Below are 24,023 nucleotides of genomic sequence, written 5' to 3' on the forward strand. Positions count from 1 at the left end.
ACGCCCGGCGGCGGGGGAGTGCCCGTCGTCACCTCTGCCGCTGCCCGGTGGTTAGGCGGCGGCTGCTGCGGGGCATGTCGGAGGGCGACATCCGCAGATCCCCGAGGAGGGGCGATGGCCTCCGACGAGACCCACGCCGACCGCGACGACGCGGCCACCGTGACCGCAGCCCGGCACGACCGGGGCCGGTCGGGTGACCGGCGGTCCGGTGACCGCCCGTCGGGTGAGCCCGGGTCCGGTGACCGGCTGCGGGGCGGCCGGCGGGAGGCCGACGCGCGTACCCGGCCGGTGGGTCCCGGCGACGGCCCGGACAGCCCCACCGACCTGCACCGGGCGGACTGGAGGGCGGCGCTCAAGCGCACCGGGCGGGAGTTCCAGGAGGACAGCCTGACCGACTGGGCCGCCGCGCTGACCTACTACGGGGTGCTGTCGATCTTCCCCGGGATGCTGGTGCTGATCTCGATTCTCGGTCTGCTCGGGGAGCGCGCCACCAGCGGGGTCCGGGACACGGTCGGGCAGGTGGTGCCGGAGGAGAACATCCGCACCATCATCGAGACCGCGATCGACCAGGCCGGCCAGTCGGGTGGGCTGGCCAGCGTCGCCGCGGTCATCGGTCTGGTCGCCGCGTTCTGGTCGGCCTCCGGCTACGTGGGCGCGTTCATGCGCGCCTCGAACAGCATCTACGACGTGCCGGAGGGGCGGCCGGTGTGGAAGACGCTGCCCATCCGGCTCGGGGTGACCGCCCTGGTGGGGGTGCTGCTGCTCGCCGCCGCGGTGATCGTGGTCTTCACCGGCGGCTTGGCCGAGCAGGCCGGCAACGCGATCGGGCTCGGCTCGACGGCGTTGACGGTGTGGAACATCGCCAAGTGGCCGGTGCTGCTGGTGCTGGTCAGCCTGATGTTCGCCATCCTCTACTGGGCGTCGCCGAACGCCCGGCACGGCGGGTTCCGCTGGGTCAGCCCGGGTGGCGTGCTGGCGGTGCTGCTCTGGCTGCTGGTCTCGGGCCTGTTCGCCCTGTACGTCAGCAACTTCGGGTCCTACAACAAGACCTACGGGGCGCTGGCCGGCGTGATCATCTTCCTGGTCTGGCTCTGGCTGAGCAACATCGCGATCCTGCTCGGTGCCGAGTTCGACGCCGAGTTGGAGCGGGGCCGGGCCATCTCCGCCGGCCACGACCCGGACGAGGAGCCGTACGTCGAGTTGCGCGACGACCGCAAGCTGCGCAAGAAGCGCAACGCCGCCCCCGGCCGCTGACCCGCGTCACCCCGGGCCGCCCTCGGACCAACGACCCCGTCCCGCCGCGTCGACCGCGGTGGGGCGGGGTCTTGTCATGTCCGGGGTGATCGGGTAGTGCTTCGCCCGCGCGTTCCGGGCCTGCCCGGCGGCGCTCACCGGGTCCCGGTAGCAGGTCGTTGCGGAGATTTCTCGGTCTGTCAACCTTTTCTTGATCCACTAGTAGCTTTTGTTCGTTCGGACAAAAGTTGCCGGAGGAACGACCGAAGCTATGGACACGTGCCACGGAAGTCTCCTACTGTGTCGACCACAACACAACGGCGTGACGTCAATGTGAACCCTGAGGCGGAGGTGAGTCCCGTGCGGACGGCAGATCCCCTGCACGTGCAGCTGTTACGGCTGCTCCGTGACGAGGGGCCAGCGTCCCGGGCCGAGCTGGGCGACCGGTTGCAGATGCCCCGGCCCCGGCTCCTCGCCGAGTTGGAACGGCTGGTCGGGCTGGGCCTGGTGGCCGAGGCCGGGCTGGCCGCCTCCCGGGGTGGCCGCCGGTCCACCCTGGTGGAGCTGAACCCGGACCTGCGGTTCGCCGGCATCGACATGGGCGCCAGTTCGATCGACGTCGAGGTGGTCAACGGGCGGCTCGAACCGGTCGCCGCGTACGCCGAGCCGGCCGACATCCGCTCCGGCCCGAAGGCCATCCTGCACCGGGTCAACGACCTGCTGCACAAGGCCCGGGTGGACGGGGCGTACGAGCGGCTCAACGGCGTCGGGATCGGCGTGCCCGGCCCGGTCAGCTTCCGCGACGGAGTGCCGGTCTCGCCGCCGATCATGCCGGGCTGGGACCGCTACCCGGTACGCGAGCTGATCAGCCGCGAGCACGGCTGCCCGGCCGTGGTCGACAACGACGTGAACATCATGGCGATCGGCGAGCGGCACGGCGGGGTGGCCCACTCGGTCGACGACTTCCTCTTCGTCAAGATCGGCACCGGAATAGGGTGTGGGATCTACCTCAGCGGCGAGGTCTACCGGGGCACCGACGGCTGCGCCGGCGACATCGGCCACATCCAGGCCGAGGCCGGCGGCCCCGCCTGCACCTGCGGAAACGCCGGTTGCCTGGAGGCCGTGTTCAGCGGGGCGGCGCTGGCCCGGGAAGCCTCCATCGCGGCGCGCACCGGCACCTCCCCGGCGCTGGCCGAGCGGCTCGCCGCCCGGGGTGCGGTCTCCGCCCGCGACGTCGCCGAGGCGGCGGTCGAGGGCGACGTCACCTGCATCCAGCTCATCCGCGACGGGGGCCGCCGGGTCGGGCAGGTGCTGGCCGGGCTGGTCAGCTTCACCAACCCGTCGATGATCGTCATCGGTGGCGGGCTGGCCCACCTCGGGCACATCCTGCTCGCCGAGATCCGCAGCGTGGTCTACCGCCGTTCGCTGCCGCTGGCCACCGGCAACCTGCCGGTCGTCCTGTCCGAGCTGGGACCGCGCGCCGGAGTGGCCGGCGCGGCCGTCCTCGCCAGCGACGTCGCCTTCGGGGAGGCATCATGAGCAAGCAACCGACCTCCCCCACCGGGGACAAGGCCGCCGCCGGGGACAAGGCCCCGCTGGTCGAGGCGCCCGCCGACACCGTCGCCGGTGAGGTGGTGCTCCGGCTGACCGACGTGGTCAAGACGTTCCCCGGCGTCCGCGCCCTCGACGGGGTGCAGCTGGAGGTGCGGGCCGGCGAGGTGCACTGCCTGCTCGGGCAGAACGGCGCCGGCAAGTCCACCCTGATCAAGGTGCTCGCCGGGGTGCACCGGCCCGACTCCGGCCAGGTGGAATGGCGCGGCGAACCGGCACACTTCGCCAACCCGCAGGCCGCCATGCGCGCCGGCATCGCCACCATCTACCAGGAACTCGACCTGGTCGAGGACCTGTCGGTCGCCGAGAACGCCTTCCTCGGGCACGAGCCGAAGGTCGCCGGGTTCGTCAGGCGTGGGCTGATGGCCCGGCGTACCCGGGAGATCCTCACCCGGCTCGGCCACGGCGAGATCCCACCCGGCCGGATGGTGCGCGCGCTGCCGGCCGCCGGCAAGCAGGTGGTCAGCATGGCCCGGGCGCTGTCCCACGAGGCCCGGCTGATCATCATGGACGAGCCGAGCGCGGTGCTGGCGCACGACGAGGTGGACAACCTGTTCCGGATCATCCGGGAACTCACCGCCCAGGGCATCGCGGTCATCTACATCTCGCACCGGATGGAGGAGATCCGCGAGATCGGCGACCGGGTCACCGTACTCAAGGACGGCCGGACCACCGCGGCGAACCTGCCGGCCCGCGACACCCCCACCCGCGACCTGGTCGCCCGGATGACCGGCCGGACCATCGAGTACGTCTTCCCGGACCGCCCGACCGCGCCGGCCACCGGCGAGGAACTGTTGCGGGTCGACGGGCTGAGCCGCACCGGCGAGTTCGCCGACGTCTCGCTCAGCGTCCGCCCCGGCGAGATCGTCGGCATCGCCGGGCTGGTCGGCTCCGGCCGCTCGGAACTGCTGGAGACGATCTACGGCGCCCGGCGCGCCGAGTCCGGCACCATCCGGATGGGCGGCCGGACCCTGCGTCCGGGCAGCGTCGGCGCGGCGGTCCGGGCCGGCATGGGCATGGCCCCCGAGGAACGCAAGAGCCAGGCGTTGCTGCTCGGCGAGCCGATCCACCGCAACGTCACCCTGGCGACCTTCACCCGGTACGCCCGCCTCGGCTTCACCAACGCCGGGCGGGAGCGGGCCGAGGCGGAACGGATCGCCGACGACCTCCAGCTCCGGCCCAACGACGTGCGCCGGGCGGTACGCACCCTCTCCGGCGGCAACCAGCAGAAGGTGGTGGTCGGGCGCTGGCTGCTCGGCGACACGCGGTTGCTGCTGCTCGACGAGCCGACCCGGGGGGTGGACGTGGGGGCCCGTGCCGAGCTGTACCGGGTGATCCGCGGCCTGGCCGCCCAGGGGGTCGGCGTGCTGCTGGTCTCCAGCGAGGTGCCCGAGGTGCTCGGCCTGGCCGATCGGGTGCTGGTGATGCGGGAGGGCCGGATGGTGCGCGAGGCGCCCGCCGGCGAACTGGACGAGAACACCGTGCTCGACCTCGTCATGGCGGGGTCTCTGATGGAAGGCGCGCCGGCATGAGCGAGCGCAGTGGACATAACGAGGTGACGGCATGAGTGAGTCGACCGGGACCGCGACGCCGGACCGCCCGGCGGACCTGCCGGCGCAGTCTCCGCCGGTGGACCCGGCGGTGACGGCGTCGCTCAAGGAGAAGCCGAGGACGGGCGGGTTGTCCTTCTGGAGCGGCGACGGGGGCGAGGGCGCGAAGCGTAACCTCGGCCTGATCGGCGTACTGGTGGTGCTGGTCGTGATCGGCGCCGCGACCCGCTGGGATCTCTACTCCAACCCGGACTGGGTGTGGGGCAACACGCTGACCATCCTCAAGCTCGCCTCGGTGGTCGGGGTGGTCACCGTCGGGATGACCTTCGTGATCATCGGCGGCGGCATCGACCTGTCGGTCGGCGCGATCGTCGCCCTCGCCGGGGTGTGGGCGACCACGGTCGCCACCCAGAGCTACGGCGCGGGCGGCATGATCTTCACGGCGGTCGTGGTCGGTGTCGCGGTCGGCCTGGTCAACGGGATTCTCATCTCGTACGGGCGGCTGGTGGCGTTCATCGCCACGCTGGCCATGATGGTCGCCGCCCGGGGTCTGGCCGCCCAGATCTCCGGCAAGCAGACCCAGGTGTCGAACAACTCCTTCATCAACGGCATCGCCAGCACCGACCTGCTCGGCATCCCGCTGCTGGTCTACATCCTCGCCGCCGTGGTCGCCGCCGGGTGGGTGCTGCTCAACCGCACCACCTTCGGCCGGCGTACGGTCGCCGTCGGCGGCAACCCGGAGGCGGCCCGGCTCGCCGGGATCAACGTCCGGCGGCACACCCTGCTGCTCTACGCGCTGTCCGGGCTGTGCTGCGGCATCGCCGCGATCATGCTGACCGCGCAGGCCAACTCCGCCCAGGCGGCCATGGCCAACCTCTACGAGCTGGACGCGATCGCCGCGGCCATCATCGGCGGCACGCTGCTCAGCGGTGGCCGGGGCACCATCGTCGGGTCCCTGCTCGGGGTGCTGATCTTCTCCACCATCACCAACCTCTTCGCCATCAACGGCCTGTCCACCGAGGCCCAGAACATGGTCAAGGGCGGCATCATCGTCGGCGCCGTCCTGATCCAGCAGGTGCAGTTCCGCAGCATCACCCAGTTCCTCAGCCGCAACAAGCTGACCACCCCCGCCTGACCCGGACGCGTCGCCCCACCGGGCGCGTCCCGACCCTCCGCACCATCGCATTCCGGCGGCCACCGACGGTGGCCGGGATCAGCACAACCTTTTTCACCCCCACCATCCGTCATTTCCTGGAGGTCGTCATGACCCAGCCCCGTGACCTGTCCCGTCGCCGGTTGCTCTTCGGCGGCGCGGCGGTCGGCGCCGGTGTGCTCCTCGCCGGTTGCACCAGCAACGAGTCCACACCGACCGCGGCGCAGACCAAGGCGGCCGACAACGCCGACGGCGGCAACGCCGCCCCCGGCAAGAAGGTCACCATCGGCTTCTCCGCCCCCGCCGCCGACCACGGCTGGATCGCCGCCATCACCAACAACGCCAAGGCGCAGGCCGGCGCGTACTCGGACGTGGACTTCAAGACCGTCGAGGCCGGCGCGGACGCGGCGGCCCAGCGGGCGGCGCTGTCCACCCTGGTCGCGCAGAAGCCGGACGTCATCGTGGTGCTGCCGCACGACGGCAAGGAGCTCAACGCCTTCGGCCTGGAGTCGATGAAGGCCGGCATCCCGGTGGTGAACCTGGACCGGGCCTTCCCCGACGCGCTGGCCTACCGGCTGCAGATCATGGGCGACAACTACGGCATGGGCGTGGCCGCCGCGAACTTCATCGTGGAGCAGCTCAAGGCCAAGGGCGTCAGCAACCCGATCATCGGTGAGATCCCCGGCATCGACTCGCTGGAGCTGACCCAGCAGCGGTCCAAGGGCTTCGCCGACACCCTGGCCACGGCCGGGTTCAAGGTGGCCAACCGGCGGCCGGCGGAGTTCACCGCCGACTCCGGCCAGCAGGCGGCCACCGGCCTGTTCCAGGCCCTGCCGAAGATCGACGCGGTCTGGAACCACGACGACGACCAGGGCATCGGTGTCCTGGCCGCGGTCAACCAGGCCAACCGCAAGGAGTTCTTCATGGTCGGTGGCGCCGGCTCGAAGAAGGCCATGGAGGACATCCAGGCCGACAACACGGTGCTCAAGGCGACCGTGACCTACAGCCCGTCGATGGCCTCCTCGGCCATCTCCCTGGCCCGCCTCATCGCCCAGGGCAAGGGCATGTCCGACCTGGTGGAACTCCAGGTGCCCAAGGAGATCGTGCTCGCCTCGGAGACGATCACCAAGGAGAACGCGAGCAACTACCTCAAGCTCGGGTTCTGATACACGGGGGGAGACCCACCTTGTCCACTCACGACAGCGAACTCCGGATCGGCATGATCGGGTACTCGTTCATGGGCGCCGCGCACTCACAGGCGTGGCGCACCGTGAACCGGGTGTACGACCTGCCCGCCCGGGTTCGGATGGCGAAGATCTGCGGCCGGGACGCCGCGAAGGTCGCCGAGGCAGCCGACCGGCTGGGCTGGGACGCGCACACCACCGACTGGCGTGCCCTGGTCACCTCGGACGACATCGACGTGGTCGACATCTGCACACCAGGTGACAGCCACGCCGAGATCGCCCTCGCCGCGCTCGCCGCCGGCAAGCACGTGATCTGCGAGAAACCGCTGGCCAACACGGTGGACGAGGCGCGGGCGATGACCGCCGCCGCGGCCACCGCGGCAGCCGCCGGGGTCCGGTCCATGTGCGGGTTCAACTACCGCCGGGTACCCGCCGTCGCCCTGATGCGACAGCTCGTCGCCGAAGGGCGGCTGGGGACGATCCGGCACGTCCGCGCGACGTACCTGCAGGACTGGATCGTCGATCCGCAGTTCCCCCTGGTCTGGAGGCTGGAGAAGGACAAGGCGGGCTCCGGTGCCCTCGGCGACATCGGCGCGCACATCATCGACCTGACCCAGTACGTGACCGGGCAACGGATCACCGGGGTCAGCGCCGTGACCGAGACGTTCGTCAAGGAGCGTCCGCTGCCGGGCGCGTCCAGCGGCCTGGCCGCCGAGGTCGACGGCACCGCGACGGCGACCGGCACGGTCACCGTCGACGACGCGGCGATCTTCCTGGCCCGGCTGGACGACGGGGCGCTGGCCACGTACGAGGCGACCCGGTTCGCCACCGGCCGCAAGAACGCCCTGCGGGTGGAGATCAACGGTTCGCTCGGTTCGGTGGTGTTCGACCTGGAACGCCTCAACGAACTGGAGTTCTACGACGCCACCCGGCCGACGGCCGAGCAGGGGTTCGCCCGCATCCTGGTCACCGAGGCCGAGCACCCGTACATGGCGGCCTGGTGGCCGCCGGGTCACATCATCGGCTACGAGCACTCCTTCACGCACGAGATGCGCGACTTCGTCGAGGCGGTCGCCACCGGCGTCGACCCGACCCCGTCGTTCGCCGACGCGTTGCAGGTCCAGCTCGTGCTGGACGCGGTGACCCGGTCGGCGGAATCCGGTTCCCAGTGGACCGACGTCGAGCCGGCCCTGGCCGCGCTCGCCGTCTGACCAGCCACCTCCGCCGCCGACCGGCGAGGGACCGGCCGCGGTTGCGCCCCGCGGCCGGGCCGGGGTCGGTGTCGGAGGGCGTGCGCCGGGCCGTCGGCCCGGGGCGCGCGCACGTCGGCCGTCCGGTGCGGCCGGACCGGGATTCCCCGGTCGCACCGGAGGGCCACCTGTTAGAACATAGATGAGCGTGATTCGATTACCGGATCACCAACCACAGTCGTCCGGCCGGAGGCGCGCCGCCGCCGTCGGCCGGATGCGGGGAGGCAGGGCCGAGACGCCGAACCGGCCCTGCCTGCCAGCCCCGTCCGCACGCCGTACGGGAACCGGATGTGGTGACGATGCCGCCGACGTCGTCGCCGCGCCCGGTGCCATCCCGCACGACGGGCGGGCGGGGCAACCCCGCGCCCCGCCGTACCACTCGACCGACGCGACGTTTCCACCCGACGGAAGGAGCACCATGAGAACGGGTGTCTGGCTGGTGGGAGCGCGCGGTTCCGTCGCGACCACCGCCATCGTCGGGGGCCTCGCCCTGCGGGCCGGTCTCACCGGCCCCACCGGCTGCGTCACCGAACTTCCCGACCTGCGCGGGCCCGCCCTGCCCCCCTTCGCCGACCTGGTCTTCGGCGGTCACGACGTGGCCACCACCCCGCTGACCAAGCGGGCCGAGGCGCTCGCCGCCGCCGGGGTGCTGCCCGGCCGGCTGGCCACCGCGCTCGCCGCCGACCTGGCCGCCGTCGAGGACGACCTGCGGCCCGCACCCACCGGCGGCAGCCAGGCCGACCGGGCCGCCGCCGTCGCCGCCGAGCTGACCGCGTTCCGCGACCGGCACCGGCTGGACCGGGTGGTGGTGGTCAACGTCTCCGCCACCGAACCCGCCCCCGCCACGCACCCCGGCCACGCCGACCCGGACGCCCTGCGGGACGCCCTCGCCGGCCCCGACGAGGTACTGCCGCCCAGCTCGCTCTACGCGTACGCGGCCGTCGAGGCGGGCTGCCCGTACGTCGACTTCACCCCGTCCACCGGGCTGCGCCTGCCGGCGCTCGCGGCGCTGGCCGCCCAGCGCGGCCTGCCGTACGCCGGGCACGACGGCAAGACCGGGGAGACCCTGGTCAAGTCGGTGCTCGCCCCGATGTTCGCGATGCGGAACCTCGCGGTGCGCTCCTGGTCCGGGGTCAACCTGCTCGGCGGCGGCGACGGGGCGACCCTGGCCGAGCCGGGCGCCAACGCCGCCAAGGTGGACAGCAAGCAGCGGGTCCTCGGCGAGACCCTCGGCTACGTGCCGCAGGGTGGCACCCGGATCGACTACGTCGAGGACCTCGGCGACTTCAAGACCGCCTGGGATCTGATCACCTTCGCCGGTTTCCTCGGCACCGGGATGCGGATGGAGTTCACCTGGCACGGCTGCGACTCCGCGCTGGCCGCCCCGCTGGTGCTCGACCTGGCCCGGCTCACCGCCGCCGCGCACGCCGCCGGCCGGGTCGGCCCCCTGCCCGAGCTGGCGTTCTTCTTCAAGGACCCGATCGACTCGCCCACCCACTCGCTGAGCGAGCAGTGGCAGCGGCTCGTCGACTTCACCCGGGAGCTGCACGCCGGCGGTGCCGGGTGACCAGCCTGGCCGACCTGGCCGAGCTGGTCCGGGCGCCGGCCGCGCTGTCCGTACCGGGGGACCTGGTGGCCGGGGCGGCGGCGGCCGGGGTGCTCGGCCCGCGTACCGCCGGGCTGGCCGGCGCGTCGGTGCTGCTCTACTGGGCCGGGATGGCCGCCAACGACTGGGCCGACCGGGAGCTGGACGCCGAGGAACGCCCGGAACGGCCCATCCCGAGCGGCCGGATCACCCCGGCCGCCGCCGCCGGGGTCGCCGCCGGGCTCACCGCCGCCGGCCTGGGCCTGGCCGCCGCCGTGGGTGGTCGCCGGGCCGCCGCCGTCGCGCTCCCGCTCGCCGCCACCATCTGGGGGTACGACCTCGCGGCGAAGCACACCGCCGCCGGTCCCGCCGTGATGGCCGCCTGCCGGGGGCTGGACGTGCTGCTCGGCGCGTCACCCGGGCGGCCGGTGCGGGCGTTGCCGGCGGCGCTCACCGTCGCCGCGCACACCTGGACGGTCACCGCCCTGTCCCGGCGCGAGGTCACCGGCACCGACGCGGCGCTGCCCCGGCGTACCCTCGCCGGCACCGCCCTGATCGCGCTGGCCGCCACCACCCTGCCCCGGCGCACCGCCGCGTCCCCGCGCCCCGGGGCGACCGCACCGTCCCCGCGTCCCCTGGCCGCCGCACCGTCCCCGCGTCCCCTGGCCGGGATGGTCGCCGCCGCGCTGCCGGTCGGTCTGGCCGGCTGGTACGTCGCCCGGTACGGCGGCGCGCAGGCCCGGGTCGCCGCCGAGCCCACCGCCGGCCGGGTCCGGGCCGCCGTCGGAGCCGGCATCACCGGACTGCCCTCGTTGCAGGGTGCGCTCACCGCGCGGGCCGGCGCCGGGCTGGTCGGCGCGCTGGTCGCGCTCGCCGCGCCGCTGGGCGGCCGGTTGGCCCGGAAGCTCTCCCCGACATGACCACCCCACCGCCCACCACCCCCGCCGACCCGCCCGCCGTGGACCGGCTGCGGTTCGGCTACGGCACCAACGGGTTCGCCAACCACCGGCTCGACGACGCCCTGACGGTGCTGGCCGACCTCGGCTACGAGGGGGTCGCGCTGACCCTCGACCACGACCACCTCGACCCGTACGCGCCGGGGCTGGCCCGTCGGGTCGACGCGGTGGCGCACCGGCTGGCCGCGCTGGGCCTCGGCGTGGTGGTCGAGACCGGCGCCCGCTACCTGCTCGACCCGTGGCGCAAGCACGCCCCGACGCTGCTGCACGACGACCCGGCCGGCCGGATCGACTTCCTGCAACGGGCGGTGCGGGTCGGCGCGGACCTCGGCGCGGAGGCGGTCTCGTTCTGGGCCGGGGTCCGGCCCGGTCACGTCCCCGAGCAGGTGGCCCGGGACCGGCTGGTCGCCGGCTGCGCCACGGTGGTGGCCGCCGCCGACCGGGCCGGGGTGACCCTGGGCTTCGAACCGGAGCCGGGGATGCTGGTCGAGGACATCGCCGGCTGGCGGTGGCTGCACCGGGCCCTCGGCGGGCCGGCGTGCTTCGGCATCACCCTCGACATCGGACACTGCCGCTGCCTGGAGTCGGCGACCGTGCCGGACTGCGTCCGCCAGGTGGCCGACCACCTGGTCAACGTGCAGATCGACGACATGCGCCGGGGCGTGCACGAACACCTGGAGTTCGGCACCGGCGAGATCGACTTCCCGCCGGTGCTGCGGGCCCTGGCCGACGGCGGCTACCGGGGGCTCGTCGCCGTGGAGCTGCCCCGGCATTCGCACGCCGCGCCCACCGTGGCCGCCCGGTCGCTGGACTTCCTGCGTACCGCCGCCCGGCAGGCCGGTCTCGCGGTGGGCGTGCCACCCGTGCCCGCCGGCACCGCCGGGGCGGACTGACCACCGCCGACCGTACGCACCTGGGGAGGGGAGACGGATGACACCGGATCGACTGCGGGCCGCGCTGGAGGGCGCACCCGATCCCGACTGGCTGGACACCGCGCTGCGGCACGTCGCGGCCGAGCCCGACACGGTCGCGCGGTACTTCCCGGCCGCCGCCCGCCGGTGCGGCCGGCACGAGCTGCCCGGCGCACCCGGCTGGAGCGCCGACGAGGCGGCCCGCGCGCTGCTGCTGGCCGCCCTGCCCGCCGACCGGGCCGCCGGGCAGGTCGAGCAGGTCTACCGGTACGGCGACGCCGCCGAGAAGCGGGCCGTGCTCAAGGCCCTGCCGCTGCTGCCGGTCGGCGACGCCGGGGTGCCGCTGCTGCACGACGCGATCCGCACCAACGACACCCGGCTGGTCGCCGCCGCACTCGGCCCGTACGCCCGGCACCTGGCCGCCGACGCCTGGCGGCAGGCGGTGCTCAAGTGCGTCTTCATCGGGGTGCCGCTGGCCGTCGTCGCCGACCTGGACGACCGCGCCGACGGGGAACTGGCCACCATGCTCGCCGCGCTCGCCGCGGAACGGCACGCCGCCGGTCGGCAGCTCCCCGCCGACGCCACCGCACTGCTCGACCGGCTCACCATCAGGGAGGCGTGAATGCGCATCTTCGACCCCCACATCCACATGACGTCGCGGACCACCGACGACTACGAGCGGATGGCCGCCGCCGGGGTCCGCGCCGTGGTCGAGCCGGCCTTCTGGCTGGGGCAGCCGCGCACCAGCGCCGCCTCCTTCGCCGACTACTTCGACTCGCTGATCGGCTGGGAACCGTTCCGGGCCGGCCAGTTCGGCGTCCGGCACCACGCCACCGTGGCGCTGAACCCGAAGGAGGCCAACGACCCCCGCTGCCGGCCGGTGCTCGACCTGCTGCCCCGCTACCTGGAGAAGGACGCCGTGGTCGCGGTCGGCGAGATCGGCTACGACGACATGACCCCGGCCGAGGACGAGGCGTTCGCCACCCAGCTCGCGCTGGCCGTCGACCACGACCTGCCGGCCCTGGTGCACACCCCGCACCGGGACAAGGCGCGCGGTGTCGAACGCAGCCTGGCGGTGGTCGCCGAGAGCGGCATCGCGCCGGGCCGGGTGGCGCTGGACCACCTCAACGAGGTGACCGTGAAGCTGGCCCGGGACAGCGGCTGCTGGCTGGGTTTCTCCATCTACCCCGACACCAAGATGTCGCCGCCGCGGATGGTGGAGCTGCTGCGGACGTACGGCACCGAGCGGATGCTGGTCAACTCGGCCGCCGACTGGGGCCGCTCCGACCCGCTGCTCACCCGGGCCACCGGGGAGGCGATGCTGGCCGCCGGGTTCACCGACGACGACGTCGACCGGGTGCTCTGGCGCAACCCGGTGGAGTTCTACGGGCAGTCCGGCCGGCTCGACCTGACCGACCTGGACACCCCGACCAGCGGCACCTTCGAGGGCAACTCCATCCTGCGTGGCGGCGACTGATGCGGCTACGGCACACCGACGGCAGCACCGTCCACCTCGGCTACTGCACCAACGTGCACCCGGCCGAGGACGCCGCCGGCATCCTCGCCCAACTCGACACGTACGCCCTGCCGGTGCGGGAGGCGCTCGGCGTCGACCTGCTCGGCCTGGGGTTGTGGTTGGCCGCCCCGGTCGCCGCCGAGCTGGCCGCCGACCCGGCCGCCCGCCGCCGGCTGCGCGCCGAGCTGACCCACCGGGGCCTGGAGGTGGTCACCCTCAACGGCTTCCCGTACGCGGCCTTCCAGGCACCGGTCGTCAAGGGCGCGGTGTACCACCCGGACTGGACCACCGGGCAGCGGCTGCGCTACACCCTCGACCTGGCCCGGGTGCTGGCCGACCTGCTCCCCGACGACGCGGCCCGGGGCTCCATCTCCACCCTGCCGCTGGCCTGGCGGCAACCCTGGGACGCGACCCACGCCGGGGCCGCCCGCCGCCGGCTCGACGCGCTCGCCGCCGGCCTGGCCGAGGTGGAACGCGACACCGGCCGGGTGGTGCGGGTGGCCTTCGAACCCGAACCGGGCTGCGTGGTGGAGAGCAGCGGGCAGGCCGCCACGCTCCTGGCCGACCTGGATCCGGAGCGGCTCGGGATCTGTCTCGACCTGGCCCACCTCGCCTGCGCCTGGGAGGAACCGGTCGCGGCGCTGGGCCGGCTGCGCGCCGCCGGCCTGCCGGTGGTCAAGGTGCAGGTCTCCGCCGCGCTGGAGTCGACCGACCCGGTCGCCGACGCCGAGGCGCTCGGCCGCTGGGTGGAGCCGAGGTTCCTGCACCAGACCCGGTCGGCCGGCTGCGCCCACGCCGCCGACCCGGCCGACCCGGCGTACGCGGCCGACGACCTGGACGCGGCGCTGGCCGCGCGGCTGCCCGGGGCCTGGCGGGTGCACTACCACGTGCCGCTGCACGCCCCGCCCGAACCGCCGCTGACCTCCACCGTGCCGGTGCTGCGCGCCGCGTTGGCCGCGCTGCTCGCCGGCCCCACCGCCGGCTGCGACCACCTGGACGTCGAGACGTACACGTGGGGGGTGCTGCCGGCGGCGCGGCGACCGCGCACCGACGCGGAGCTGGCTGCGGGCATCGCCGCCGAACTGGCCTTCGCCCGCGACGAACTGGTCACCCTCGGCCTCACCCCGGCCGGGCGAGCCGTCCCGACGACCCTGGGAGTACGACGATGAGCGAGCGTCACCGACCCGGCACGACGAGGTGCCACCGCCGCGCCGGACGCAGCGGGGTGTCGGCATGAGCCGCCGGCTGGTGGTGCTGGACGTGGTCGGCCTGACCCCCCGGCTGCTGGCCCACATGCCCCGGCTGCGCGCCGTCGCCGAGCAGGGGTTCTCGGCCGGGCTGGGCACCGTGCTGCCGGCGGTCACCTGCTCGGCGCAGGCCACCCTGCTGACCGGTGAGCAGCCGTCCGGGCACGGCATCGTCGGCAACGGCTGGTACTTCCGCGACCTGGGTGAGGTGCTGCTGTGGCGGCAGCACCACGCGCTGGTCGGCGGGGAGAAGGTGTGGCAGGCGGCCCGCCGGGTCGAGCCCGGCTACACGGTGGCCAACGTCTGCTGGTGGTACGCGATGGGCGCGGACGTCGACTGGACCGTCACGCCCCGACCCATCTACTACGCCGACGGGCGCAAGGAACCGGACTGCTGGACCGACCCGCCGGAGCTGCACGACACGCTCACCGACGCGCTGGGCACCTTCCCGCTGTTCACCTACTGGGGGCCGGGGGCCGGGCTGCCGTCGTCCCGGTGGATCTGCCGGGCGGCCGAGCGCATCCTCGCCGACCATGCCCCCGACCTGACCCTGGTCTACGTCCCGCACCTGGACTACGACCTGCAACGCTTCGGCCCGTCCTCGCCCCGGGCCGCCGCCGCGGCGGCGGAGCTGGACGCGGTGCTCGCCCCGCTGCTGGACGCCGCGCGGGCCGCCGACGCGACGGTGGTGGCGCTGTCCGAGTACGGCATCACCGACGTCTCCCGCCCGGTGGACGTCAACCGGCTGCTGCGCGCCGAGGGGCTGCTGCGGGTCTACACCCAGGACGGCATGGAGTACCTGGACCCGTGGACGTCGCGGGCGTTCGCCGTGGCCGACCACCAGGTCGCCCACGTCTACGTGAAGGACCCGGCGGACGTGGCGGCGGTGGCGAAGCTCTGCGCCGGGCTGTCCGGGGTGGCCGAGGTGCTCGACGCCGAGGGCAAGGCGGCGGCCGGGCTGGACCACGAGCGGGCCGGTGAGCTGGTGCTGGTGGCCGAGCCGGACTCCTGGTTCACCTACTACTACTGGCTCGACGACGCCCGCGCCCCGGACTTCGCCCGCAACGTGGAGATCCACCGCAAGCCCGGGTACGACCCGGCGGAGCTGTTCTTCGACCCGGCCGCGCCGGGTGCGGCGAAGCGGCGGGCGGGGGTGGCGCTGGCCCGCAAGAAGCTCGGCATGCGTTACCTGATGAGCGTGGTGGGTCTGGACGCGGGGGCGCGGGCGGTGCGCGGTTCGCACGGCCGGTTGCCGGCCGACCCGGCGGACGGGCCGGTGCTGCTCTGCTCCGACCCGTCGCCGGCCCGGGACACCTTCGCCGCGACCGAGGTCAAGGCGTTGCTGCTGGAGCTGGCCGGGCTGGGTGCCGGTGCCGACGGGGCGGCCTCGGCCCCGACCGGCCCGCCGGGCGCGGAGGAGCGGCGGTGACGCTCACCGCCGCCCCGACCGATGCCAGTGAGCTGCGTACCCGTTTCGATGCCGAGCTGGTGGCGTTCCTCGACCGGCAGGGCCCGGACTGGCCGGACGGTGCCCCGCGCGGCATCTTCTCCGCCCTGCACCGGTTCGTGCTGGCCGGCGGGAAGCGGCTGCGGCCGCTGTTCTGCTACTGGGGTTGGCGGGGGGCCGGGGGAGTGGACGACCGCCCGATCGTGGTGGCGGCGGCGGCGTTGGAGCTGTTCCACGCGTTCGCGCTGATCCACGACGACATCCTCGACGGCAGCGACCACCGCCGGGGCGCGCCGTCGGTGCACCGGGTGTTCGCCGAGCTGCACACCCGCTCGGCGTGGCGGGGCGACCCGGAGACGTACGGCCGCAACACCGCGCTGCTCTGCGGGGACCTCTGCGCGGCCTGGTCGGACCAGATGTTCCACGAGTGCGGGATGACCTCCGCGCAGATCTGGCAGGGGTACCGGGTCTTCGCCCGGATGCGCACCGAGGTGATCGCGGGGGAGTACCTGGATCTGGTGTCCGGGGTCGGGGACGGCTCGGTGGCCAGCGCGCTGACGGTGATCCGGATGAAGGCGGCCCGGTACACGGTGACCCGGCCGTTGCAGATCGGTGCGGCGTTGGCCGGGGCCCCGGCGGAGCTGATCGCCGCGCTCGTCGACTTCGGCGATCCGTTGGGTGACGCGTTCCAGCTCCGCGACGACGTGCTGGGGGTCTTCGGTGACCCGGCGGTGACCGGGAAGTCGATCCTGGACGACCTGCGGGAGGGCAAGCCGACGGTGATGATGGCGATGGCCCGCGACGCCGCCGACCGGGCCCAGGCCGCCCGGCTGCGGGACCTGTTCGGCAATCCCGAGCTGGATGCGGCGGGCGCCGCCGAGCTGCGGACGATCATCGAGGCGACGGGGGCGCGGGAGAAGATCGAGCGGTTGATCCGGGTCCGGGCCGACGCCGCCCGGGTGGCGCTCGCCCAGGTGCCGCTGGCGGAGCCGGCCCGTAGTGCGCTGGCCGACCTGGCCGACCAGGCCGTGCACCGGCAGCACTGAGCCGTCGCCGCCCCGGCCGGCTGCGGCGGCCGCGGCGCGTGGTCCGGGGTGATGTGTCGCCCGGGAGTAATCCGGTATTTCATCAGATGAATGTTGCCCGCCTCCCGGCGGGCCGTTCCGGTGTCGCCCGCCGCCGTGGGGCGCGGAGCCGGGGAGGGTGGCCGGGGCGCGGGCTTCATCTGATGAAAACCCACAACGGTGGGCAGAGGGTATGGACATTGATATAGGTCACCATTAATGTTTGTGGCATCACGGGCATGTTTCGTCAAGGTGAACCGGCGGCGCGGTAACCCCTCGGCGAGCGACCTTCCGCCGGGTGCTTCGCGCCCCGGCCGAGGGTTCTGACCGGTCGACCGGGACGTCCCCGGCCGTCCGGCCTGTCCTGCCACACCCCACCACCCCACCACCCCGGCATCCGGCGCGGCGGCACGCGTCCCGCCCTGGCCGTGATCCGTCAGGAAGGGACAGCCCTCCAATGTCCACAAAGGACTCAAACGGCCACCGTCGCCGACGGTGGCTACCCTCCGCCGCCGCGCTGCTGCTGGCCGTCACCGCCGGCGCGGTCGCCGCCACCACCGGCCCGACCGCCCCGGCCGCGGCCCACACCATCAACGCCAGCGACTTCCAGCAGGTCGAGCTGGCCCGGGGCGTCAACGAGATGGGCGAGCCCATGTCGTTGGCCGTGCTGCCGGACCGGTCCGTGCTGCACACCGCCCGCAACGGCACGGTGCGACGCACCGACGCCGCCGGCACCACCCGGACCATCGGCACGATCCCCGTCTACACCCACGACGAGGACGGGATGCAGAGCCTCGGGGTCGACCCGAACTTCGCCACCAACCGGTTCATCTACCTCTACTACGCACCGCCGCTGTCCACCCCCGGTGGCGACGCGCCCGCCACCGGCAGCAACTGGTCGGCCTGGCAGGGCGTGAACCGGCTGTCCCGGTTCACCCTGAACGCCGACTTCACCATCAACATGTCCAGCAAGGTCGACATCCTCGACATCGGCACCGACCGGGGCATCTGCTGCCACGTCGGCAGCGACATGGACTTCGACGCCGCCGGCAACCTCTACCTGTCCACCGGCGACGACAGCAACCCGTTCGACTCCGCCGGCTACTCGCCGCTGGACGAGCGCACCAACCGCAACCCGGCGTACGACTCCCAGCGCAGCGCCGGCAACACCAACGACCTGCGGGGCAAGCTCCTGCGGATCAAGGTGAACGCCGACGGGACGTACTCGATCCCGAGCGGGAACCTGTTCCCCCCGGGCACCGCGAAGACCCGCCCCGAGATCTACGCGATGGGTTTCCGCAACCCGTTCCGGATCAGCGTCGACAAGGCCACCGGCGTCGTCTACGTCGGCGACTACGGGCCGGACGCCGGCAGCACCAACGCCAACCGGGGCCCCTCCGGCCAGGTCGAGTTCAACCGGGTCACCGGCCCCGGCAACTACGGCTGGCCGTACTGCACCGGCACCAACACCACGTCCGAGACGTACAACGAGTGGAACTTCGCCACCAACTCGACAGGCCCGAAGTTCAACTGCACCGGCGGGCCGACCAACAACTCGTTCCGCAACACCGGTCTGACCACCCTCCCGCCGGCCAAGCCCTCCTGGATCAAGTACGGCGGCGACTCCGGCAGCCCGCCCGCGTTCGGTGGCGGCTCCGAGTCGCCGGCCGCCGGCCCGGTCTACCGGTACGACCCGAACAACCCCTCGGCGACGAAGTTCCCGCAGAGCTTCGACGGGCTGTTCTTCGCCACCGAGTTCGGCCGGGGCTGGGTCAAGCCGATCCACGTCAACGCCGACGGGTCGCCCGGCACCATCGACAGCTTCCCCTGGGTGGGCAAGCAGGTGATGGACTCCGCGTTCGGCCCCGACGGGGCGTACTACCTGCTCGACTACGGCACCGGCTACTACAACGGTGACGCCAACTCCGCCCTGTACCGCTTCGACTACGTCGGCGTCGGCAACCGGGCGCCGGCCGCCCGGGCGAGTGCCGACCGGACCTCCGGACCCGCGCCGTTGACCGTGAACTTCTCCTCGGCCGGCTCCGCCGACCCCGAGGGCGGCGCGCTGACCTACTCGTGGGCGTTCGGCGACGGCACCACCTCCACGGCGGCCAACCCGACGAAGACGTACACCACGGACGGCTCGTACACCGCGACGCTCACCGTGCGGGACCCGCAGGGGGCGACCGGCACGAACAGCGTGACGGTCAACGTCGGCAACACCGCCCCGACGGTCACCATCACCGGCCCGGTCGACGGCTCGCTGTTCGCCTTCGGTGACACGGTGCCGTTCAGCATCACCGTCACCGACCCCGAGGACGGCACGGTCGACTGCACCAAGGTCAGGATGACCTACGTGCTCGGCCACGACCAGCACGGCCACCAGATCTCCTCGGTCAACGGCTGCTCCGGCACGATCACCATCCCGGTCGACGGCGAGCACGACGACGCGGCGAACATCTTCGCCATCTTCGACGCCGAGTACACCGACGCCGGTGGGCTCACCACGCACACCCAGCACACCCTCCAGCCCCGGCACCGGCAGGCCGAGCACTTCAAGACCTCGTCCGGCGTCGCCACCTTCGACAAGACCCCCGCCGAGGGCGGCAAGACCGTCGGCAACATCGAGAACGGGGACTGGATCGGGTTCTCCCCGTACCAGCTCGGCACCGTCACCTCGTTCACCGCCCGGGTCTCCTCGGCCGGTGCCGGCGGCACCCTCCAGATCCGCGCCGGCTCGGCCACCGGCACCGTGCTCGGGCAGGCCACCGTGCCGGTCACCGGCGGCTGGGACACCTTCACCACGGTCACCGGCACGGTGTCCGGCGCGCCCACCGGCACCACCACGCTCTACCTGACCTTCGCCGGTGGCAGCGGGCTGCTCTACGACCTGGACGCGTTCACCCTGAACACCGGCACCGTCCCACCGCCGACCAACGGCACCGGGCCGATCAAGGGCCTGGGCGGCAAGTGCCTGGACGTGCGTAACGCGGCCACCGCCGACGGCACCCAGGTGCAGATCTACACCTGCAACGGTGGGGCGGGGCAGACCTGGACGGTCACCCCGAACGGCCCGATCAAGGCGCTGGGCAAGTGCCTGGACGTCAACGGCGGCGGCACCGCCAACGGCACCAAGATCCAGCTCTGGACCTGCACCGGTGGCAGCCCGCAGGTCTGGTCGGCGCAGACCGACGGGACGCTGCGCAACCCCGCCTCGGGCAAGTGCCTTGACGTCTCCGGCAACAACTCGGCCGACGGCACCGTGGTCCTCCTGTGGACCTGTAGCTCGTCCGCGGCCAACCAGAAGTGGACCCTGCCCTGACCTGACGGGCGCGGGACCGGCGACGTCCGGTCCCGCGCCCCCGGCGTACTGGAGCACGACATGAGACTTCTCCGACCGATTCTCGGCGCGGCCACCGCCGTCCTCGCCGCCCTCGCCTGCACCGCCCCGGCCACCTCGGCGTCCGCCGCCGACGCCGCCTACGACGTACTGGTCTTCTCCAAGACCGCCGGATTCCGGCACGACTCCATCGCGGTCGGCACCCAGGCCATCCGCGACCTGGGGGCGGCGAACAACTTCACCGTCACCGCCACCGAGGACGGCGGCCAGTTCACCACCGCCAACCTCGCCCGGTTCGAGGCGGTGGTCTTCCTCAACACCACGGGTGACGTGCTCAACGCCAGCCAGCAGAGCGCCTTCGAGTCCTACATCGCCGCCGGTGGCGGGTACGTCGGCGTGCACTCCGCCGCCGACACCGAGTACGACTGGCCGTTCTACGGCAACCTGGTCGGGGCGTGGTTCGCCTCCCACCCGGCCATCCAGCAGGCCACCGTACGGGTGGAGGACCGCGCGCACGCGGCCACCGCCCACCTCGGCCCGACCTGGCAGCGCACCGACGAGTGGTACAACTACCGCACCAACGCCCGCTCCACCGCGCACGTGCTGGCCAACCTCGACGAGTCGTCGTACTCGGGGGGTGGGATGGGGGCCGACCACCCGCACGTGTGGTGCAAGACGTACAACGGCGGCCGGTCGTTCTACACCGGCGGCGGGCACAACCAGTCGGCGTACTCCGAGCCCGCCTTCCGGGCCCACCTGCTCGGCGGCATCCGGTACGCGGCCGGCCGGACGAAGGCCGACTGCCGGCCGGAGACCGGCTACACCGCGCTCTACAACGGCTCCACCAACGGCTGGTCGCAGGCCGGTCCGGGGAGCTTCACCAACTCCAACGCCACCCTCAGCTCGGTCGGCGGGCTGGGGATGCTCTGGTACAGCGCGAAGCAGTTCACCAACTACTCGCTGAAGCTGGACTGGAAGGTCGACGGGGACGACAACTCCGGCGTCCTGATCGGCTTCCCGCCGTCGAGCGACCCGAACTCGGCGATGGACAACGGCTACGAGGTGCAGATCGACGCCACCGACACCGTCGACCGGACCACCGGCTCGGTCTACTCCTTCCAGGCCGCCGACCAGGCCGCCCGGGACGCGGCGCTGAACCCGCCGGGGGAGTGGAACACCTACGAGCTGCTGGTCGAGGGGGAACGGTTGCAGGTCTTCCTCAACGGGACGAAGATCAACGACTTCACCAACACCAACCCGGTCCGTTCGCTCGCCGGCCACATCGGCATCCAGAACCACGGCACCGGTGACGACGCCTCGTTCCGCAACATCCGGATCAAGGAGCTGGGTGGCACTCCGCCGCCGACCAACGGCACCGGCCCGATCAGGGGTCTGGCCGGCAAGTGCCTGGACGTGCGCAACGGCGCCACCGCCGACGGCACCCAGATCCAGATCTTCACCTGCAACGGCAGCGCCCGCCAGACCTGGACGGTCACCCCGAACGGTCCGATCAAGGCGCTGGGCAAGTGCCTGGACGTCTCGGGTGGCGGCACCGCCAACGGCACCAAGATCCAGCTCTGGACCTGCACCGGTGGCAGCCCGCAGGTCTGGTCGGCGCAGACCGACGGCACCCTGCGCAACCCCGCGTCGGGCAAGTGCCTGGACGTCTCCGGCAACAACTCGGCCGACGGCACCGTGGTCCTGCTCTGGACGTGCAGCTCCTCGGCCCCCAACCAGAAGTGGACCCTCCCCCAGTAACCCACCTCCCGCCCCGGCCGCCGGCCGGCCGGGCTGAGCATCGGTGATCAAGAGGTTTGCGTCACGACCGGGCGACCTGCGTGACGCAAACCTCTTGATCGTTGTGGACGGGCGGGCGGGCTGACGGGGAGTGGGCGGGCGGGGCAGTGGCGGGCGGGTGGGGGAGAGGGGTTTCGTGGGGGGTGGGGTGGGCCTAGAGTGGTGGGCGGCGACCCGTGGGTGGCCGGTGACCCGACGGGAGGCGCAACCCGTTGGGCCCAGGTGCGTGTGCACCCACCGGTGACCCGGCACGGCCGTCGACGTACCGGCCCGGCCCGGTCACCCTCGCCCCGGTCAGCTCAGGAATCCCCACCACAACAGGGGAGACAGACGATGGCGCGACCGATCACGCTCTTCACCGGCCAGTGGGCCGACCTGCCGTTCGACGAGGTCTGTCGACTCGCCTCCGAATGGGGCTACGACGGGCTGGAGATCGCCTGCTGGGGCGACCACTTCGAGGTCGACAAGGCGCTCGCCGACGACTCGTACGTCGAGCGCAAGAAGGAGACGCTGGCCAAGCACAACCTGAAGGTCTTCACGATCTCCAACCACCTGGTGGGCCAGGCCGTCTGCGACCACCCGATCGACGAGCGGCACCGGGACATCCTGCCCGCCCGGATCTGGGGCGACGGCGAAGCCGAGGGGGTACGCCGACGGGCCGCCGAGGAGATCAAGGACACCGCCCGTGCGGCGGCGAAGCTCGGCGTGGACACGGTGGTCGGCTTCACCGGGTCGTCGATCTGGCACACGCTGGCGATGTTCCCGCCGGTCCCGCCGGCGATGATCGAGCGCGGCTACCAGGACTTCGCCGACCGGTGGAACCCGATCCTCGACGTCTTCGACGAGGTGGGGGTGCGGTTCGCCCACGAGGTGCACCCCAGTGAGATCGCGTACGACTACTACACCACCAAGCGGACGCTGGAGGCGATCGACCACCGGCCCGCGTTCGGGCTCAACTGGGACCCGTCGCACTTCGTGTGGCAGGAGCTGGACCCGGTGAACTTCATCTTCGACTTCGCCGACCGGATCTACCACGTCGACTGCAAGGACGCGAAGGTGCGCACCGGGGACGGTCGGCGTGGCCGGCTCGCCTCCCACCTGCCCTGGGCCGACCTGCGGCGCGGCTGGGACTTCGTCTCCACCGGCCACGGTGACGTGCCCTGGGAGGACTGCTTCCGGGCGTTGAACGCCATCGGGTACACCGGCCCGATCTCGGTGGAGTGGGAGGACGCCGGAATGGACCGGCTGGTCGGCGCGCCGGAGGCGCTGGAGTTCGTCCGCCGGCTGGCGTTCGACGCCCCGACGGCGGCGTTCGACGCGGCGTTCAGCAGCGGCAAGGACTGAGACACCCGTCGGGCCGGTCGCCACGTGGCGACCGGCCCGACGACGTACGGACGATCAGAGGGTGCTGCCGTTGGTGCCGGTGCCCGGCGCCTTGGGCTTCGGGGTGGTGGTGGTCGAGCTGGTCGGGCTGACGCCCGCCTTGGCGCCGACGGTGGCCGGGGTGCCGGCGAAGGCGTCGTCGGCCGGGGTCAACTCCGGCTTGCCGGTGTTGCCGGTGTGCAGCTTCTCGCCGAGCCTGGACTGGCCGAGCTTGTCCTTGCCCTCGCTGTACAGGCGGGTGGCCTGGGCCTGGGCGACCCCGGCGGCCTCCTGGACGGTCGGGTGGTCGAGCACCTTGCGGCCCCGCACGACCAGCTCCTCGTACTTCTCCCGGCCGGCACGGGCGCCCAGGACGAAGCCCGCAGCCAGCCCGCCAAGAAACATGATCTTTCCGCGCATGGCGGCTCCTTCCGTACCTGACGCTCCCGTCGCTCCCGCCGGTGGTGCCCGGTCGGGACCGACCATCGTCGCGCCCCACAGTTTTCTCGGTCGACAGCTAACTACCCATCCTGCTCCGCAGTCATACCTGGTTGTGCCGGGATGACGAATTGTCCGCATTGTCAGCGTAGATCGTTCCGGGTGGTGGCGCGGTGGTCGAATGCGGTAACCCCCTGGACCGAACCCCCCCGAAGTCCTGTACTCTTGTGCCGTCGCCGAGCGCCGGAGAGATCCGGTACGACGCGGCGAAGCAGTCCCCCGTAGCTCAATTGGCAGAGCAGCCGGCTGTTAACCGGCAGGTTTTTGGTTCGAGTCCAAACGGGGGAGCCCAGTATTCCACGTCCGCCCGTCGGCCCCC

General features: G+C 72.7%; 18 protein-coding genes and 1 tRNA gene. 18 read left to right on the forward strand and 1 reads right to left on the reverse strand.

The annotated features are described in order from the left end of the window. Window positions 1–114: 114 nt before the first annotated feature. The 17 genes from ACN260_RS06065 (at window position 115) to ACN260_RS06145 (ending at window position 23,188) form a co-directional block, all read left to right on the forward strand. Window positions 115–1,254: a YihY/virulence factor BrkB family protein gene (locus tag ACN260_RS06065; protein ID WP_422755060.1), complete on the forward strand. Its 1,140-nt coding sequence runs from the start codon at window positions 115–117 to the stop codon at window positions 1,252–1,254. 339 nt (window positions 1,255–1,593) lie between these two features. Continuing rightward, on the forward strand, window positions 1,594–2,772 hold the full coding sequence (locus tag ACN260_RS06070; RefSeq protein ID WP_422755061.1) for an ROK family transcriptional regulator: 1,179 nt from the start codon (window positions 1,594–1,596) through the stop codon (window positions 2,770–2,772). After that, a complete protein-coding gene (locus ACN260_RS06075; RefSeq protein ID WP_422755062.1) occupies window positions 2,769–4,376 on the forward strand; it encodes a sugar ABC transporter ATP-binding protein in 1,608 nt (535 codons plus the stop codon). The genes ACN260_RS06070 and ACN260_RS06075 overlap by 4 nt, the downstream gene beginning before the upstream one ends. Window positions 4,377–4,407: 31 nt before the next feature. Next, entirely contained in the window at window positions 4,408–5,529 is a 1,122-nt protein-coding gene (locus tag ACN260_RS06080) for an ABC transporter permease (protein WP_422755063.1), read from the forward strand. Between the two features lie 128 nt (window positions 5,530–5,657). Beyond that, window positions 5,658–6,713: a substrate-binding domain-containing protein gene (locus tag ACN260_RS06085; protein ID WP_422755064.1), complete on the forward strand. Its 1,056-nt coding sequence runs from the start codon at window positions 5,658–5,660 to the stop codon at window positions 6,711–6,713. A 20-nt stretch (window positions 6,714–6,733) separates the two neighbouring features. Then, the gene (locus tag ACN260_RS06090; RefSeq protein WP_422755065.1) at window positions 6,734–7,942 is read left to right on the forward strand and encodes a Gfo/Idh/MocA family protein; all 1,209 of its coding nucleotides are present in this window, start codon (window positions 6,734–6,736) and stop codon (window positions 7,940–7,942) included. A 457-nt stretch (window positions 7,943–8,399) separates the two neighbouring features. Then, window positions 8,400–9,548 (forward strand): inositol-3-phosphate synthase, encoded by a 1,149-nt coding sequence (locus ACN260_RS06095; protein ID WP_422755066.1) that lies wholly within the window; start codon window positions 8,400–8,402, stop codon window positions 9,546–9,548. Then, window positions 9,545–10,486 (forward strand): SCO3242 family prenyltransferase, encoded by a 942-nt coding sequence (locus ACN260_RS06100; RefSeq protein WP_422755067.1) that lies wholly within the window; start codon window positions 9,545–9,547, stop codon window positions 10,484–10,486. The genes ACN260_RS06095 and ACN260_RS06100 overlap by 4 nt, the downstream gene beginning before the upstream one ends. Continuing rightward, window positions 10,483–11,415: a sugar phosphate isomerase/epimerase family protein gene (locus tag ACN260_RS06105; protein WP_422755068.1), complete on the forward strand. Its 933-nt coding sequence runs from the start codon at window positions 10,483–10,485 to the stop codon at window positions 11,413–11,415. Before ACN260_RS06100 ends, ACN260_RS06105 begins: the two co-directional genes overlap by 4 nt. A gap of 37 nt (window positions 11,416–11,452) precedes the next feature. Then, the gene (locus ACN260_RS06110; protein ID WP_422755069.1) at window positions 11,453–12,055 is read left to right on the forward strand and encodes an EboA domain-containing protein; all 603 of its coding nucleotides are present in this window, start codon (window positions 11,453–11,455) and stop codon (window positions 12,053–12,055) included. After that, window positions 12,056–12,910 (forward strand): TatD family hydrolase, encoded by an 855-nt coding sequence (locus tag ACN260_RS06115; protein ID WP_145921233.1) that lies wholly within the window; start codon window positions 12,056–12,058, stop codon window positions 12,908–12,910. It begins immediately after the preceding gene. Then, a complete protein-coding gene (gene eboE, locus ACN260_RS06120; protein WP_422755070.1) occupies window positions 12,910–14,118 on the forward strand; it encodes a metabolite traffic protein EboE in 1,209 nt (402 codons plus the stop codon). Before ACN260_RS06115 ends, eboE begins: the two co-directional genes overlap by 1 nt. A 64-nt stretch (window positions 14,119–14,182) precedes the next feature. Continuing rightward, window positions 14,183–15,625 (forward strand): alkaline phosphatase family protein, encoded by a 1,443-nt coding sequence (locus tag ACN260_RS06125; protein WP_422755071.1) that lies wholly within the window; start codon window positions 14,183–14,185, stop codon window positions 15,623–15,625. Then, on the forward strand, window positions 15,622–16,689 hold the full coding sequence (locus tag ACN260_RS06130; protein WP_422755072.1) for a polyprenyl synthetase family protein: 1,068 nt from the start codon (window positions 15,622–15,624) through the stop codon (window positions 16,687–16,689). The genes ACN260_RS06125 and ACN260_RS06130 overlap by 4 nt, the downstream gene beginning before the upstream one ends. A 475-nt stretch (window positions 16,690–17,164) precedes the next feature. Further along, window positions 17,165–20,029: a carbohydrate-binding protein gene (locus ACN260_RS06135; RefSeq protein ID WP_422755073.1), complete on the forward strand. Its 2,865-nt coding sequence runs from the start codon at window positions 17,165–17,167 to the stop codon at window positions 20,027–20,029. Between the two features lie 60 nt (window positions 20,030–20,089). Beyond that, entirely contained in the window at window positions 20,090–21,805 is a 1,716-nt protein-coding gene (locus ACN260_RS06140; protein WP_422755074.1) for a ThuA domain-containing protein, read from the forward strand. Window positions 21,806–22,177: 372 nt separating this feature from the next. Continuing rightward, window positions 22,178–23,188: a sugar phosphate isomerase/epimerase family protein gene (locus ACN260_RS06145; protein ID WP_422755075.1), complete on the forward strand. Its 1,011-nt coding sequence runs from the start codon at window positions 22,178–22,180 to the stop codon at window positions 23,186–23,188. A 54-nt stretch (window positions 23,189–23,242) separates the two neighbouring features. Here ACN260_RS06145 and ACN260_RS06150 read toward each other — a convergent pair whose 3' ends face one another. After that, window positions 23,243–23,626, reverse strand: a complete 384-nt coding sequence (locus ACN260_RS06150; protein WP_422755076.1) for a hypothetical protein — start codon at window positions 23,624–23,626, stop codon at window positions 23,243–23,245. 293 nt (window positions 23,627–23,919) lie between these two features. Between ACN260_RS06150 and ACN260_RS06155 the strand changes: the two genes are divergently transcribed. Next, a tRNA-Asn gene (locus tag ACN260_RS06155) sits at window positions 23,920–23,992 on the forward strand. Window positions 23,993–24,023 lie beyond the last annotated feature (31 nt).

Origin of the sequence: Micromonospora sp. WMMD708, assembly GCF_049315245.1 — a bacterium.
Taxonomy (GTDB): domain Bacteria; phylum Actinomycetota; class Actinomycetes; order Mycobacteriales; family Micromonosporaceae; genus Micromonospora; species Micromonospora wenchangensis.